Source organism: Delftia sp. BGA-UO-ETr-SB1, assembly GCF_059567865.1.
On record NZ_JCAQOW010000004.1, the window covers coordinates 1409394 to 1424141 of the forward strand.

Here is a 14748-nt window from a genome sequence, read left to right on the forward strand (position 1 = left end):
CACATCTATCCACCATGGTCTGGCAACGCAAAGTCATCTGGGCCGAGGGCATGTTCCTTCGGCCCCAGCACTTCCAGCAGCAGGAGCGCTTCCTGTTCCGGCAACTGCAGTCACGCAGCCTGCCGGGGCAGCCCTTTTTCTGGGGCTTCTCGGAACTGGAGCTGGACACCGATCTGCTGCGCATGGGCAAGCTGGGCATCCGTTCGGCCCACGGCGTGCTGCCCGACGGCACGCCGTTCCAGCTGCCGGGCGACGACGAGGCGCCCACCCCGCTGGACATCGGCAAGGACTTCAAGGACGTGGTGGTCCACCTGGCGCTGCCGCTGCGCCGCTTCTCGGGCAGCGAAGTGACCTTTGGCGAAGGCTCCCAGAGCCCTGCGCGCTATCTCAGCGACGTGACCGAAGTGGCGGACAGCAACGACGTGGGTGCCCAGCCCGCCGAGGTGCAGCTGGGCCGGCTGCGCCTGAGCCTGCGCCCCGCCCACGAGCTGACCGAAGGCTGGGTCAGCCTGCCCGTGGCCCATGTGGTGGAGCGCCAGGCCAGCGGCGGCGTGCTGCTGGAGCCCGGCTTCATCCCCACCGTGGTCAACAACGGGCCCAGCTCGGTGCTCAACACCTTCTGCAAGGAAATCCACGGCCTGCTGCGCCAGCGCGGCGAAGTGCTGGCCCAGCGCATGATCCAGCCCGAGCGCGGCGGCATCGGCGAGGTCGGCGACTTCCTGCTGCTGCAGCTCATCAACCACTGGACGGGCGCTGCCCAGCACTGGGTGCGCACCGCCAGCATCCACCCCGAGCGCCTGTTCGAGGAACTGCTGCGCCTGGCCGCCGAGCTGACCACCTTCGACCACGAGCGCCGCCGCCCCGAGGTGCTGCCCGCCTACGACCATGACGACCTGCGGCGCAGCTTCCCGCCGCTGATGCTGGAGCTGCGGCGCAGCCTGTCCTCGGTGCTGGAGCAAAACGCCATCCAGATCCCGCTGCACGACCGCCAGTACGGCGTGCGCGTGGCGCTGATCCCGTCCACCGAACTGCTCACCACCTGCGACTTCGTGCTGGCCGCCCATGCCCAGACCACGCCGGAATTCCTGCGCACCCACTTCCCCACCCAGACCAAGCTGGGCCCCGTGGAGCGCATACGCGACCTGGTGAACCTGCACCTGCCCGGCGTCACGCTGCGGCCGCTGCCCATTGCCCCGCGCGAGATTCCCTACCACGCGGGCTACAACTATTTCGAGGTGGACACCACGCACGACCTGTGGAACCAGCTGCAAAGCTCCGGCGGCCTTGCCATGCACGTCTCCGGCGAATTCCCTGACCTGCAACTGGAGTTCTGGGCCATCCGCCGCTGACGGCGCGACGCATCTTCCGACATGAACAGTTCCAACATCAGCCACCAAATGCCCTGGGGCGGCGACGCCGACACGGGCCGTGCCGAAGGCGCGGCCAGCGCCGCGCCCGCGCCTGCCGGCCAGGAGCCGCTGCGCTCCAACCTGCCCGACGTGGTCAGCGGCGGCAACCCGCTGGTGGCCGCCGCCAACCGGCTGCTGAACCTCATCCCCCAGATCCGCGCCATGGTCACCAACGAGGACCCGCGCGCGCTGCAACAACTGCTGCTCGAGCACATCCGCGAATTCGAGCAGCGCGCAGGCGCCAGCGGCGTGCCCATGGAAACCATCATCGGTGCACGCTACTGCATCTGCACGGTGCTGGACGAGACCGCCGCCCAGACGCCCTGGGGCAGTGCCGGCGTCTGGCCCAAGCACAGCCTGCTGGTCGCCCTGCACAACGAAACCTGGGGCGGCGAGAAGTTCTTCCAGCTGCTGGCCCGCCTGGTGCAGACGCCGCACCAGCACATCGACCTGATCGAGCTGCTGTACTACTGCGTGATGCTGGGCTTTGAAGGCCGCTACCGCGTGATCGACAACGGCCGCGCCCAGCTGGAAACGCTGAAGGCGCGCCTGCTGCAGCTCATCGAATCCACGCGCGGCGACCGCAGCAGCCTGCTGTCCGTGCACTGGCGTGGCGTGCAGCGCCTGGCCTCGCCGCCCTGGGCCATGGTGCCGCTGTGGGTGGCCGCGGCCATCACCTTGCTGCTGGCGTTCTTCATCTACCTGTGGTTCAGCTACCGGCTGTCCAACAGTTCGGACGACCTGTTCGCCGCCATCAACGAGATCCGCTTCCCGCGCACCTCAGCGGCCGCCACCGTCGCCACGCTCAAGCCGCGGCTGCGCCAGTTCCTGGAGCCCGAGATCCGCGAAGGCCTGGTCAGCGTGCGCGACGAGGCCGACCGCAGCACCGTCATCCTGCGCGGCGACGGCCTGTTCGACCCGGCCGCCACCGTCGTGAAGCCCCGCTACGTGCAGGTCATCCACCGCGTGGCAGCGGCCCTGGACGAAGTGCCGGGCAAGGTCGTCGTCAATGGCTACACCGACAACCTGCCCATCCGCACGGCGCGCTTCCCGTCCAACTGGAACCTGTCGCAGGAACGTGCCCAGGCCGTGTCCCAGATGCTGGGCGGCTCGCTGCGCGACCGCCAGCGCCTGCATGCCGAGGGCCGTGCCGACAGCGACCCCGTCGCCCCCAACAACACGGCAGAAGGCCGGGCGCTGAACCGGCGGGTGGAAATCGTCCTGCTGGTCGCGCCCCAGCAACGTGACCAGCAACTGCAGGCCCTGCCTGCCGCACCCGAGACCAGGAACTGATCCCATGATCCGTCGCATCGCCTCATGGCTGTTCAACCGCTACATGCTGGAGCTTCTGGGCCTGGTGGCCCTGAGCCTGCTCATCTGGTTCGTCGGCCCGCTCGTCTTCATCCAGCCCTACCAGCCGCTGGGCAGCCCCACCGTGCGCTGGTGGATCATCGCCGGCCTGTTCATCCTCTGGTTCCTGCGCCTGCTGCTGCGCTGGTGGCGCGCACAGCGCATGAACGAGCACCTCATGACCGGCCTGGCCCGCCTGACCTCGCCGCGCGAGGCGGACGGCACGCCCGCAGCAGGCTCCGAGGAAGTGGCCGAGCTGGAGTCGCGCTTCAAGGAAGCCCTGGACACGCTGAGCAAGACCCGCTTCGGCCAGACCGAAGGCGGCCTGTTCGGCCGCTGGAACAAGCGCTACATCTACCAGCTGCCCTGGTACCTGATCATCGGCTCGCCGGGTTCGGGCAAGACCACGGCCCTGATCAACTCGGGGCTGGACTTCCCGCTGGCGGCCCAGTTCGGCAAGCGCGCCATCCCCGGCATAGGCGGCACGCGCAACTGCGACTGGTGGTTCACCGACCAGGCCGTGCTGCTGGACACGGCCGGCCGCTACACCACCCAGGAAAGCGATGCGGAGCAGGACAAGGCAGCCTGGAAGGGCTTCATGCAGCTGCTCAAGCGCTTTCGCGGACGCCAGCCCGTCAACGGCGTGATCGTCACGCTCAGCGTGCAGGAACTGCTCAGTGCCAGCGACGCCGAGCGCGCCCAGCTGGCCCAGCTGATCGGCCTGCGCCTGAGCGAGCTGTGCGAGGAGCTGACCATCCGCTTCCCCGTCTACGTGCTGGTCACCAAGAGCGACCTGCTGGCGGGCTTCAACGAGTTCTTCGGCGCCATGAGCCGCGAGGAGCGCGCCCAGGTCTGGGGCTTCACCTATCCCTATGACGAAAAAACCCAGCGCTCGCCCGCCAGCGACCCGCAGGCCGCCAGCGCCCTGTACATGGAGGAGTTCGACGCACTGGTCGCCCAGATCAACCGCCTGCTACCCCAGCGGCTGATGACCGAGCCCGACCTTGCGCGCCGCAGCCTGCTCTACGCACTGCCCCAGCAGTTTGCCGGCCTCAAGGACGTGGTGCGCGACACGCTGGATGCGGCGTTCTCCGCCTCGCGCTTCAAGGAAAAGCCGCTGCTGCGCGGCGTCTACTTCACCAGCGGCACGCAGGAGGGCATGCCCTTCGACCGCGTGATGTCGGCCCTGTCGCGCCGCTTTGCGCTGCGTGGCCGCCTGCCGGCCGATGCCGTGCCGCAGCAGGGCCGCAGCTACTTCCTGGAGTCGCTGTTCAAGGACGTGATGTTCAACGAGTCCGGCCTGACCGGGCGCAACGCCAAGAAAGAGCGCCAGCTGCGCCTGATGCAGGCCGCCGGCCTGTGCGCGCTGCTGCTGGCCCTGGGCGGCGCGGCCCTGGCCTGGACGCTGAGCTACGAGAACAACCAGCGCTACCTGAACGAAGTGGCCGACAACGCCAGCACGCTGCGCCAGGCCGTGGAGGAATCCAAGGCCACCGACCCCGACAACGTGGTCGCCCTGGTGCCCATGCTCAACCACGCGGCGCGCGTGGCGCAGAGCAGCCGCTTCGAGGAATCGGCCCCGCTGGGCTGGCGCTGGGGCCTGCTGCAGGTGCCCAAGGTACAGACGGCCGCCCACGCCACCTACCTGCGCCTGCTGGAAGACGCCTGGCTGCCGCGCCTGAGCAGCCATGTCGCGCGCTCGCTGCGCCAGGTCAGCACCGGCAGCCCCGAGGCCAGCTACGAAACGCTCAAGGCCTATCTCATGCTCTACGAGCCCGACCACTTCGACGCCACCTTCGTCAAGGCCTGGCTGCGCAGCGATTGGGAAAACACCCTGCCCCAGCATCTGGTGCAGGCCGGCCTGGTGGACCAGCTGTCCGAACACCTGGACCGCCTCATCGACGGCCGCGTGGTGGTCTCCGCCCAGCCCATCGACGCCAACCTGGTCGCCGAGGTGCGCCAGCGCCTGGCCCAGATGTCGCCCGCCCAGCGCGCCTACAGCCGCCTCAAGCAGCTGCTGAACACCGGCGACAAGCTGCCGCCCGACTTCAGCGTGGTGCGTGCCAGCGGTCCCGAGGCGCCCCAGGTCTTTGCGCGTGCCAGCGGCAAGCCGCTCACCCAGGGCATCAGCGGCCTGTTCACCTATGACGGCTACCACGGCCTCTTCCTGCATGAGCTGCCCAAGGTCACCACCTTGCTGGCCAAGGAGGAAACCTGGGTGCTGGGCCAGGCCGAAGGCCGGCGCAGCGTGGCCCAGGAAGTGCTGACGGGCCAGCTGGCCAACGAGGTCAAGCGCCTGTACCTGATGGAGTACGCGCGCCTGTGGGAAACCTTCCTGGCCGACATCCGCCCCATACGCACGGCCTCGCTGGAGCAGGCCGGCGAGCAGGCCCGCCTGTACTCGTCCGCCAACTCCAGCCTGGAGCAGTTCATCCGCGCCGTGGCCCGCGAGACCACGCTGGCCCGCCGCCCGGACCAGCAGGAAGGCGGCAGCTCGGGCAGCACCAGCAGCTGGCTGGGCGAGAAACTGCAGCGCATCCGCGAGGAACAGCACCAGCTCAGCCGCCTGACCGGCAAGCCGCTGAACGTGGGCGGCATGCTGGCCACGGGCACGCTGGAGGCCGACATCGTGGACTTCCGCTTCCGCGAATACCGGCGCCTTGCCACCAGCAACGGCTCGGGCCCGGCGCCCATCACCGCCAGCCTGCAGGTGCTCAACGAGGCGGCGGCCGTCATCGCCTCGGCGCGCCAGCAGGTGATCCAGGGCGGCGGCGTGCCTCCCTCGCTCAGCGGCACGCTGGAGAAGGTGCGCTCGGAAGCCAAGCGCGTGCCGCCTCCGCTCAACAGCATGTACGAGGCCCTGGCCACGTCCACATCGTCCTTTGTGGGAAGCAGCGTGCGCAGCACGCTGGGCGGCAACCTCAACGCCACCATCGGCGACTTCTGCCGCCGGGCCATCCTGGGCCGCTACCCCTTCACGCGGAGCGCCACGCGCGACGTGACCACGGACGACTTCGCCCGCCTGTTCGCCACTGGCGGCACCATGGACGAGTTCTTCCGCACCCAGCTGCAGACCATGGTGGACATCTCCACCGTGCCCTGGACCTTCAAGCAGGGTGTGGACGGCACGCCGGTAGGAGGCTCTGCCTCGCTGGCCGCCTTCCAGCGCGCGGCCTCCATCCGCGACGTGTTCTTCCGCGCAGGCGGCAACACGCCCGGCATCCGGCTGGAGATCAAGCCGCTGGACATGGACGCCTCCATCTCCCAGATGGTGCTGGACGTGGACGGCGAAATCGTGCGCTACCAGCACGGCCCGCAAATCCCCAAGGCCGTCTCCTGGCCGGGCACGCGCGGCACCGGCCAGGCCCGGCTGCAGATCACGGCCGCCGGCGCACAGAACACCGGCATCGTGACCGAAGGCCCCTGGGCGCTGCACCGCCTGTTCGACCGTGCCCAGATCCTGCCGGGCAACTCGCCCGAGCGTTTCACAGCCATCTTCACCATCGACGGACGCAAGCTGCGCATGGAAGTCACCACCAGCAGCGTCCTCAACCCATTCCGGCTCAAGGCCATGGAGGAATTCGAATGTCCGGACCGGCTGTGAACGCCATGACCCTCCAGCGACCCTGCGCCGCCTGGTGGGGCAAGCTGCCAAGCCAGGGCGATTTCGTCGGCCGGCGCATGCCCCACGCACTGACCATGCGCTGGGACGAATGGCTGCGCAACGGCATGGACCAGCTGCGCAGCGATGCGGCCGACAACTGGTCCACGCGCTTCGTGCACTCGCCGCTGTGGTTCTTCCTGTGCCCCGCCTCCATCCTGGGCCAGCCCATGGTGGGCGTGATCGGGCCCAGCTCCGACCGCATCGGCCGGCTCTTTCCGCTGGCCATCATGGCCACGGTGGACGGCAGCTCCGGCATGCCGGCGTCGGACCAGGACATCGAACGCTTTCTGAGCGGCGCCCGTGATGCGCTCATCGACGCCCGGCGCCTGCCCCTATCGGCCCAGCAGCTCGATGAGCGGCTGGCCACCCTTCAATGGCCGTTCCAGCAGGACGGCCGCGCCTCCGAAAGCGCCTCCATCCACAGCCTGCTGGCCGACCTCGACATGGGCGCCTCGCAAGGCAACGCCGCGCGCCTGCCCCGCATGGACTGGCGCGCCTGCATGCGCCCGGGCTCCACCACCTCCGTCTGGTGGATCTCGGCCACACCGCGCCACGCCCCTGACGAAGTGGTCCAGCACGAAGTGCTGCACCGCCGCCTGTTCACCCGGCTGTTCAAGGGCGCCTGAGTTCGTCCAGATCGCACCGTCCACTCCACACCATACCCAAGCAACACCGACCCGCCCATGGCCAATATCCAGGACCTGCTGACCGAGACCGCCGCCGAGCCGCCCTGCGGCCCGGACCTTACCTATGACAACGATTTCCAGGCCATGGAAAGCGCTGCCCAGGGCAAGGTAGAACAGCAGTTCGGTGACACCGTCATCCCCGCCGAGCCACCGGACTGGCGCGACGTGGAGCGCCAGGCCTCGGCCCTGATGCAGCGCACCAAGGACCTGCGCGTGGCCGTGCTGCTGTGCCGTGCCTGGACCATCCTGCACGGCCTGCCCGGCACGCTGCAGGGCCTGCAGCTGTGCGGCGCCCTGCTGGAGCGCCACTGGGAGCATGTCCACCCCCTGCCCGAGGATGGCGACGACTACTTCATGCGCATGAACGCCCTGGGCACCCTGTCGGACGTGACAGGCTTTGTGCGTGACCTGCGCAACGCCGACTTCCTGCGCGGCGCCCTGGGCCAGATCAGCGTGCGCGACGCCGAACTGATGGCCAAGGGCAACGTGCCCGAGGACCTGCCGCACCTGACCGCCGACGAATTGCGCATGGCCTCGGCCCGCGCGCATGCCGAGGGCCACGAAACCCTGCTGGCCGTCACCCCTGCGCTGCAGGAACTCGACCGGATCCGCGCCTGCTGCGAACAGCACCTGCCCAGCCACCAGCAGCCCGAGCTCGACGGCCTGCGCCAGCTGCTGCTGGCCCTCAAGCAATGGCAGCCCCAGTCCACAGGCGATGCCGACACGGCCGCCGAAACCGATCCGGCCGCACAAACCGGTACAGAGGGCGGCACGGTGGCCCACCCCGCGCCAGGCTCGGCACCCGCCCCGGCGCGCAACCGCGAACAGGCGATTGCCCAGTTGCTGGAAATCGCCGCCTTCGTGGAGCGCACCGAGCCCTCCAACCCCGCCCCCCTGCTCATCCGCCGCGCCGCCCGCTTCATGCGCATGGGCTTCATGGACATCCTGCGCGAACTGTCGCCCGACAGCCTGGCCCAGGTGGAAGTGATCACGGGCGCCCACCTGCAGGAGCAGCAGACATGAAGGCCAAATGCTGTTTCATGGCCCTGGGCGTGGGTCTCTCGACGCCAGCCTTCGCAGATGCCGGTGCACGGCCTGCAAACGCCATCGAGCGCATCACGATCCGCGACGGCACCGCCAAAAGCGAAGACCCCAGCATCCATTGCGATTCACTGCGCATTGACGAAAAGCGCGCGCGCTACTTCCTGCGCCACGCCAGGCCCAGCAGCCAGTTCAATTACGCGCGTGCCTATGAAACCGGTAGCTGCAGCGCCAGTGCCGTCGTGCGCTTCAAGGGCGGCCGCCAGGTCAATCTGACCATCGACAGCGGCACCGGCTGGGGGACGACGGAAAACAAGCGCTCCATCGCCTACCTCTACTGCGAGGAATGCACGGATCTGCTGGACCCGGACTTCGCTTTCAAGGAGCCGGCTGCCCCATGACACCCACCCCGTCCACCTGTTTCCACACGGCCTCTTGCGCCCTCAGCCCTTCGGTCCGCCGCAAGGCGGGACTCCAGGCTTTTTACTTCTGCGACCTATTTTTTTCTTGAAAGGAACACCCGCATGTCGCTCACCAAAACCGGCAAGAGTGGTCAGAAATTCATCGCGCGCAACCGTGCGCCGCGCGTGCAGATCGAGTACGACGTCGAGATCTACGGCTCGGAAAAGAAGGTGCAGATCCCCTTCGTGATGGGCGTGCTGGCCGATCTGTCGGGCAAGCCCGTCGACCCGCTGCCCGAAATCGCCGACCGCAAGTTCCTGGAAATCGACATCGACAACTTCGATGCGCGCATGAAGTCCATCAAGCCCCGCGTCGCCTTCCAGGTGGACAACACGCTGACGGGCGAGGGCAAGCTCAACATCGACCTGAGCTTCGAGAGCATGGAGGACTTCTCCCCCGCCGCCATCGCGCGGCGCGTGGGCGCGCTCAACTCGCTGCTGGAGGCCCGCACCCAGCTGCACAACCTGCTTTCCTACATGGACGGCAAGCAGGGCGCCGAAGAGCTGATCGGCAAGGTGCTCAAGGACCCTGCGCTGCTCAAGTCGCTGGCCGCCGCGCCCAACATCACTGCCCCGCAGGCCTCGGGCCCTGCATCCGAGGCTTGAGGCAGCACATCAGGAAGGCAAGCACGTCATGAATACCGCAACCCAACTCGAACAATCGACCCAGGCGCTGGCCGGCAGCGAATTCGGCAGCCTGCTGCAAAAGGAATTCAAGCCCAAGACCGACCAGGCCCGCGAAGCCGTGGAAGCGGCCGTGCAGACGCTGGCCCAGCAGGCCCTGGGCTCGGCGATCACGCTGTCCAACGATGCCTACCAGACGGTGCAGGCCATCATTGCCGAGATCGACCGCAAGCTGTCCGAGCAGATCAACCGCATCATCCACCACGACGACTACCAGAAGCTCGAAGGCGCCTGGCGCGGTCTGCACCACCTGGTGACCAACACCGAGGTGGACGAGATGCTCAAGATCCGCGTCATGAACATCTCCAAGAAGGAGCTGCACCGCAACATGCGCCGCTTCAAGGGCGTGGGCTGGGACCAGAGCCCCGTCTTCAAGAAGGTGTACGAAGAGGAGTACGGCCAGTTCGGCGGCGAGCCCTTCGGCTGCCTGGTGGGCGACTACCACTTCGACCACAGCCCGCCGGACGTGGAACTGCTCGGTGAAATGGCCAAGGTGGCCGCCGCGGCCCACTGCCCCTTCATCTCGGGCGCGGCGCCCGCCATCATGCAGATGGAATCCTGGCAGGAGCTGGCCAACCCGCGCGACCTGACCAAGATCTTCACCAACACCGAGTACGCCGCCTGGCGCAGCCTGCGCGAGTCCGACGACGCCAAGTACATCGGCCTGGCCATGCCCCGCTTCCTGGCACGCCTGCCCTACGGCGCGCGCACCAACCCGGTCGATGAATTCGATTTCGAGGAAGAAACCGACAGCGGCGACCACGGCAAGTACTGCTGGGCCAACTCGGCCTACGCCATGGCGGTCAACATCAACCGCTCGTTCAAGTACTACGGCTGGTGCACCTCCATCCGCGGCGTGGAATCGGGCGGCGCGGTGGACAACCTGCCGGCCCACACCTTCCCCACCGACGATGGCGGCGTGGACATGAAGTGCCCCACGGAAATCGCCATCAGCGACCGCCGCGAGGCCGAGCTCGCCAAGAACGGCTTCATGCCCCTGGTGCACCGCAAGAACTCGGACGTGGCCGCCTTCATCGGCGCCCAGTCGCTGGCCAAGCCCGCCGAGTACTACGACTCCGACGCCACGGCCAATGCCAACCTGTCGGCGCGCCTGCCCTACATGTTCGCCTGCTGCCGCTTCGCGCACTACCTCAAGTGCATCGTGCGCGACAAGATCGGCTCCTTCCGCGAGCGCACCGACATGGAGCGCTGGCTCAACGACTGGATCATGAACTACGTGGACGGCGACCCGGCCAACTCCTCGCAGGAGACCAAGGCCCGCAAGCCCCTGGCCGCCGCCGAGGTGCAGGTGCAGGAAGTCGAGGGCAACCCCGGCTACTACACCTCCAAGTTCTTCCTGCGCCCCCACTACCAGCTGGAAGGCCTGACCGTGTCGCTGCGCCTGGTGTCCAAGCTGCCTTCCGTGAAGCAGGGCGCGAAGTAAGACTGCCCGCCTACCTGGCTCCTGGTGCCGACACGCTCGCACCAGGGCCAGGCCCCATAACAAGAAACAGGCCTGGAGAAGCTTTCCCCTCCAGGACCCAACTCAGAGAGGCTTTTCATGCCCTGGAATGTAGACAACGCCGTCGCCACCCTGCAGACCAATGCCCGCGCCAGCTCCGCCGGCTACTGCGCGCGCTATGTGCGCGATGCGATCGGCGCTGGCGGCATCGCACTGCAGCGCACGCGCGATGCCAAGGACTACGGCACCAGCCTGGTGGCCGCCGGCTTCACACGCTACGACGCCATGCCTGAAGGTGGCTACAAGAAAGGCGATGTGGCCGTGATGCAGGGCTTCACCTCATCGCCCGCCGGCCACATGCAGATGTTCGACGGAAGCGTCTGGATCTCGGACTTCAAGCAGAACGGTTTCTGGGCAGGCCCCGGCTACCGCACCCACAAGCCCGCTTTCAAGATCTACCGCCATCCCTGATGCGCCCATTGAGCCACGCCATGAACGCCTTTTCCAAAGCCTGCTTCACCCTGCTGCTGGCCGGCACGGCCTGCGCCACGGTGCAGGCCGCCCCCGTCACGACAACAGCAACGGCAGCGGACATCACCACCCTGTTCGCCGAAGCCCTGCATTGCCGCATCGAGTTTCCCGATGGCCGCGACGAAGCGCTCGCCCAGCGCCTGCGCGCGCAGGGCGTGACCGTGGTGGACCGCGCGCCCGGCGAAAGCCTGGACCTGCTTTATCTGTTTGCCACGCCGCTGGAGATCGATGGCACGCAGGTGTCCTCCATCACCGTGCGCGGCGGCAGCGGCAGCATTGTCGCGGCGCGCGCCACGGGCAGCCTGCAGGCGCTGGTCCAGCGCACCAAGGCCCGGCCACAGGCGCGCAGCAGCTGGAACCTGGAAGGTTTCGGCGAGCTGCCCGCCCAGTACGCACGCGCCATGCCGCTCAGAAAGGGCCTGGACGAGACGCCACCGCGCATCGTCATCGGCCATGTGGCCGGCGAGGCGCCCGACGCCGTGCGCTGGGGCTGCCGCTCCTACGACGACTGACCGGGGCGCATCCGCACCCCGCCCCTCTCTTTTTCCTGCGTTTTCACCATGCCCCTGCCCAGCTTCACCTCACAGCTTTCCCTGGACGAGCAACTCAAGGCCCTGAAGGACCAGATCCGCCAGGCCCCGGCCTCTGCTCCCCTGCGCGTCTACTACTTCCAACTGCTGTGCGTGCTGGGCGAATGGCAAAAGGCGCTGGAGCAGCTGCAGCTGTGCGCCCAGCTCGACCCGTCGTGCGAGCCCATGGCGCGCGCCTACCGCGAGGCCATCCGCTGCGAAGTGCTGCGCGCCGAGGTCTTCGCCGGCAAGAAAAAGCCCTTTCTCATGGGCGAGCCCGCGCAATGGCTGGCCTGCCTGATCGACGCCCTGGCCCATGAAGGAGCGGCCGCCCAGGACCTGCGTGCCCGCGCCCTGGACGAGGCGCCCGCCACGGCCGGCCACATGGGCGAGCACCGCTTCGAATGGCTGGCCGACAGCGATACCCGCCTGGGCCCCGTTTGCGAGCTGCTGGCGCACGGCAGCTACTACTGGCTGCCCTTCGACGCCATTGCACAGATCGGCTTCGAGCCCGTGCAGGACCTGCGCGACCTGATCTGGCTGCCCTGCGAGGTCACGCTGCGCGAGGGTGGCGCGCTGCAGGGCTTCATGCCTGCGCGCTATCCGCTGGCGCCCGGCGATGACGACGCCGTCCGCATGTCGCGCCGCACGCAGTGGAGCCCGCTGGACACAGATGCCTCCGATCCTGACGAATCCTCGGGCCACGTGGCCGGCCACGGCCAGCGCATCTGGGTCACCGACTCCGAGGACTTTCCCATGCTGCAGGTGCGCCAGCTCACGCTGAGCACCGCCGCCTGATCCCCCGCCTCTTTTTCATCACCCGCAAGACCAGACACCTGCCCACAATGTCCGCATCGATTGCCTTCACCCTCTTCCAAGTCAACTACGCCAAGTCCATCGCCGATGAGATGGAACGGCGCCAGCTGGATGTCCTGGTGCTCACGCCCCTGGAGTACCTGGGCATCCTCGCGGACAAGGCACGCATCGACCCGCGGCTCGCCTCCCGGCTGCACGCCATCCTGGCGCAGACGCCGCTGGGCGAGTACTGGACCAAGGTGATGAGTCCCAACGTGGGCGAGCCCTGGGTCGCGCCTGCGGCCCTGGGCTCCATGGATGCCTACATGATCGCCAGAACCCTGCAGGCCCTGGGCATGGCCGGCGTGGGCTCCTACGTCAAGACCACGTCCAGCGGCACCTACATCATCATCAGGGGCCATGCGGGCCTGCGCGGCCACCTGCTGCGCGGCACGCGCTACCTGGCCTCCAACCCGCGCATGGTGCAGATGGGCCTGGGCATGCGCGGGCTGCAGAACGTGGCCAGGGGCGGCTTCATCCTGGGCGTGGTGGTCTCCAGCCTCATCGAGTCGCTGGACTTCATGTTCAACGACGAAAAGACCATGCACGACCTGGTCGGGGGCATTGGCGTGGAGGCCGTCAAGGCCGGCCTGGCCACCATGGTGGGCCTTGGCATAGGCGCTGCCGTGGCTGGCGCCACCGCCGTGGCCGTGCTCCCGCTGGCCGCCATGGCCGTGGCCGTGCTGGTCACAGGCATGGCGCTGAATGCAGCCGACCAGAAATGGCAGATCAAGCAAAAGGTGATTTCCGCCCTGAAATCCCTGACCGATGACACGCCCCAAGGCCTGTACCGCGTCAACACCCAGTCGCCCGAATGGAAGAAGCTGAACCAGGACAACGGCCAGCAGCCCGACGGCGACATCGCCTGCGCGCCCGGCCCCGGCAGTACCGGCCTCTTGTGCAGCATCAACCGCCAGAAGTGACAGGGACCGAATACTCCATGCAAGACCGCGTCCGCCAGAACCGCAGGAACGCCATCTGGGCCATCCCCCTTGGCATGGCCCTGCTCGCGGCCAATGCGTACCTGGTGCTGGCGGAGATTGCGCCCGACATCCGGGGCCTGCTCGATCGCGCGCCCGCCGTCAGGATCACGCCGCTGTCGCCACTGGCCATCACAGCGCTCGCCTTCCCGCTGGTGATGGTTGCAGCGGTCATCGCCAATGCCATTCCCTGCAGCAAGACCGTGCTCAAGAAGGTGGAGTACGCACTGATGGGCGTCCTCGCCATCAATGTGCTTTCCATTGCCGTGTCCTTTCTGGTGGTTGCGCCACTGCAGCACTACGCCATGCCCCGGATGGGATACGAGCGCTGCAACATCCTTCAAGGCCATCCCAGCATGTACTTCACCGACTGGGTCAGCAACCCCGCATGGTGCGTGCGCGGCAAAAGCCGGGAATGGGTGAATGAGCAGGCGCTGCGGGGGAAGGAGTCCTCCAGCCTGCCCTCCCTTTCCAGCCACTTCAGCTCCTGAGGACCCTGCATGCGCCCCAGTCCCCTCAACCCCATGCCCACGCTGCGCACGCGCCAGAACCAGGCGACCGCAGCCAAGGACCGGCTGCAGCCCGCCCTGCTGGACCGGCTGACCGACCATGAGCCCCATCTGCGCACCGAGCGGCCCGATGCGGTCTTCGTGAACGAATCCCGCCTGCGCGAGGCCCTGCTGCGCGACCTGGGCTGGCTGCTGAATGCGCGCGATGCCTGGGACCACGTGGAGATGGAGGGGCTGGAGCATGTGCAGCGCTCGGTCATCAACTACGGCATGCCGCCGCTGGCCGGCCAGCTGCTGTCCGAGCTGGACTGGAGCCATGTGGAGCGCAGCATCCGCGAAAGCATCCTGGCCTTCGAGCCGCGCATCCTGCCCAAGACGCTGGCCGTGACGCTGCTGGCCTCCACCGAGCAGCTCAACCACCACAACACGCTGCAGTTCGAGATCCGCTGCCAGTTCTGGTCCATGCCCTATCCGCTGGAGCTGCTGCTCAAGACCAGCCTGGACCTGGAGACCGGCCAGGTCTCGCTGCAAAACCTCAGGGCCTGAG

At 67.7% G+C, this 14748-nt stretch carries 14 protein-coding genes; all 14 read left to right on the forward strand.

The window, feature by feature from the left end:
- The first annotated feature begins 14 nt into the window (after positions 1–14).
- Positions 15–1349: a type VI secretion system baseplate subunit TssK gene (gene tssK / locus AC57B5_RS06950; protein ID WP_012205669.1), complete on the forward strand. Its 1335-nt coding sequence runs from the start codon at positions 15–17 to the stop codon at positions 1347–1349.
- A gap of 21 nt (positions 1350–1370) precedes the next feature.
- Positions 1371–2702: a DotU family type VI secretion system protein gene (locus AC57B5_RS06955; RefSeq protein WP_012205670.1), complete on the forward strand. Its 1332-nt coding sequence runs from the start codon at positions 1371–1373 to the stop codon at positions 2700–2702.
- Positions 2703–2706: 4 nt separating this feature from the next.
- Positions 2707–6363, forward strand: coding sequence for a type VI secretion system membrane subunit TssM (gene tssM, locus AC57B5_RS06960; RefSeq protein WP_065346970.1), 3657 nt, complete (start codon positions 2707–2709; stop codon positions 6361–6363).
- Positions 6345–7049, forward strand: a complete 705-nt coding sequence (gene tagF / locus AC57B5_RS06965) for a type VI secretion system-associated protein TagF (protein WP_141831945.1) — start codon at positions 6345–6347, stop codon at positions 7047–7049. Before tssM ends, tagF begins: the two co-directional genes overlap by 19 nt.
- Before the next feature lie 57 nt (positions 7050–7106).
- Positions 7107–8132, forward strand: a complete 1026-nt coding sequence (gene tssA / locus AC57B5_RS06970; protein ID WP_207475968.1) for a type VI secretion system protein TssA — start codon at positions 7107–7109, stop codon at positions 8130–8132.
- Complete coding sequence (locus AC57B5_RS06975) at positions 8129–8551, forward strand: hypothetical protein (protein WP_496399106.1); 423 nt, start codon at positions 8129–8131, stop codon at positions 8549–8551. Before tssA ends, AC57B5_RS06975 begins: the two co-directional genes overlap by 4 nt.
- Positions 8552–8674: 123 nt before the next feature.
- On the forward strand, positions 8675–9217 hold the full coding sequence (tssB, locus tag AC57B5_RS06980) for a type VI secretion system contractile sheath small subunit (RefSeq protein WP_012205675.1): 543 nt from the start codon (positions 8675–8677) through the stop codon (positions 9215–9217).
- A gap of 28 nt (positions 9218–9245) precedes the next feature.
- Positions 9246–10739 (forward strand): type VI secretion system contractile sheath large subunit, encoded by a 1494-nt coding sequence (gene tssC / locus AC57B5_RS06985; protein ID WP_012205676.1) that lies wholly within the window; start codon positions 9246–9248, stop codon positions 10737–10739.
- Positions 10740–10856: 117 nt separating this feature from the next.
- Entirely contained in the window at positions 10857–11228 is a 372-nt protein-coding gene (locus tag AC57B5_RS06990; RefSeq protein WP_013802359.1) for a hypothetical protein, read from the forward strand.
- A gap of 20 nt (positions 11229–11248) precedes the next feature.
- Positions 11249–11800, forward strand: a complete 552-nt coding sequence (locus AC57B5_RS06995) for a hypothetical protein (RefSeq protein ID WP_496399107.1) — start codon at positions 11249–11251, stop codon at positions 11798–11800.
- A gap of 48 nt (positions 11801–11848) precedes the next feature.
- Entirely contained in the window at positions 11849–12655 is an 807-nt protein-coding gene (locus AC57B5_RS07000; RefSeq protein ID WP_496399108.1) for a type VI secretion system accessory protein TagJ, read from the forward strand.
- 47 nt (positions 12656–12702) lie between these two features.
- On the forward strand, positions 12703–13635 hold the full coding sequence (locus AC57B5_RS07005; protein ID WP_043823013.1) for a hypothetical protein: 933 nt from the start codon (positions 12703–12705) through the stop codon (positions 13633–13635).
- A gap of 17 nt (positions 13636–13652) precedes the next feature.
- Complete coding sequence (locus AC57B5_RS07010; RefSeq protein ID WP_141831938.1) at positions 13653–14183, forward strand: hypothetical protein; 531 nt, start codon at positions 13653–13655, stop codon at positions 14181–14183.
- 9 nt (positions 14184–14192) lie between these two features.
- Positions 14193–14747 (forward strand): type VI secretion system baseplate subunit TssE, encoded by a 555-nt coding sequence (tssE, locus tag AC57B5_RS07015; RefSeq protein ID WP_012205683.1) that lies wholly within the window; start codon positions 14193–14195, stop codon positions 14745–14747.
- Position 14748: the final 1 nt, after the last annotated feature.

What these genes read in the sequence shown, in the direction of transcription:
- tssK (WP_012205669.1), top strand. Translation starts at nt 15, where the DNA reads ATGGTCTGGCAACGCAAAGTCATCTGGGCCGAGGGCATGTTCCTTCGG.
- AC57B5_RS06955 (WP_012205670.1), top strand. Translation starts at nt 1,371, where the DNA reads ATGAACAGTTCCAACATCAGCCACCAAATGCCCTGGGGCGGCGACGCC.
- AC57B5_RS07010 (WP_141831938.1), top strand. Translation starts at nt 13,653, where the DNA reads ATGCAAGACCGCGTCCGCCAGAACCGCAGGAACGCCATCTGGGCCATC.
- tssB (WP_012205675.1), top strand. Translation starts at nt 8,675, where the DNA reads ATGTCGCTCACCAAAACCGGCAAGAGTGGTCAGAAATTCATCGCGCGC.
- AC57B5_RS07000 (WP_496399108.1), top strand. Translation starts at nt 11,849, where the DNA reads ATGCCCCTGCCCAGCTTCACCTCACAGCTTTCCCTGGACGAGCAACTC.
- AC57B5_RS06995 (WP_496399107.1), top strand. Translation starts at nt 11,249, where the DNA reads ATGAACGCCTTTTCCAAAGCCTGCTTCACCCTGCTGCTGGCCGGCACG.
- tssM (WP_065346970.1), top strand. Translation starts at nt 2,707, where the DNA reads ATGATCCGTCGCATCGCCTCATGGCTGTTCAACCGCTACATGCTGGAG.
- AC57B5_RS06990 (WP_013802359.1), top strand. Translation starts at nt 10,857, where the DNA reads ATGCCCTGGAATGTAGACAACGCCGTCGCCACCCTGCAGACCAATGCC.
- tssC (WP_012205676.1), top strand. Translation starts at nt 9,246, where the DNA reads ATGAATACCGCAACCCAACTCGAACAATCGACCCAGGCGCTGGCCGGC.
- tssE (WP_012205683.1), top strand. Translation starts at nt 14,193, where the DNA reads ATGCGCCCCAGTCCCCTCAACCCCATGCCCACGCTGCGCACGCGCCAG.
- AC57B5_RS07005 (WP_043823013.1), top strand. Translation starts at nt 12,703, where the DNA reads ATGTCCGCATCGATTGCCTTCACCCTCTTCCAAGTCAACTACGCCAAG.
- tssA (WP_207475968.1), top strand. Translation starts at nt 7,107, where the DNA reads ATGGCCAATATCCAGGACCTGCTGACCGAGACCGCCGCCGAGCCGCCC.
- tagF (WP_141831945.1), top strand. Translation starts at nt 6,345, where the DNA reads ATGTCCGGACCGGCTGTGAACGCCATGACCCTCCAGCGACCCTGCGCC.
- AC57B5_RS06975 (WP_496399106.1), top strand. Translation starts at nt 8,129, where the DNA reads ATGAAGGCCAAATGCTGTTTCATGGCCCTGGGCGTGGGTCTCTCGACG.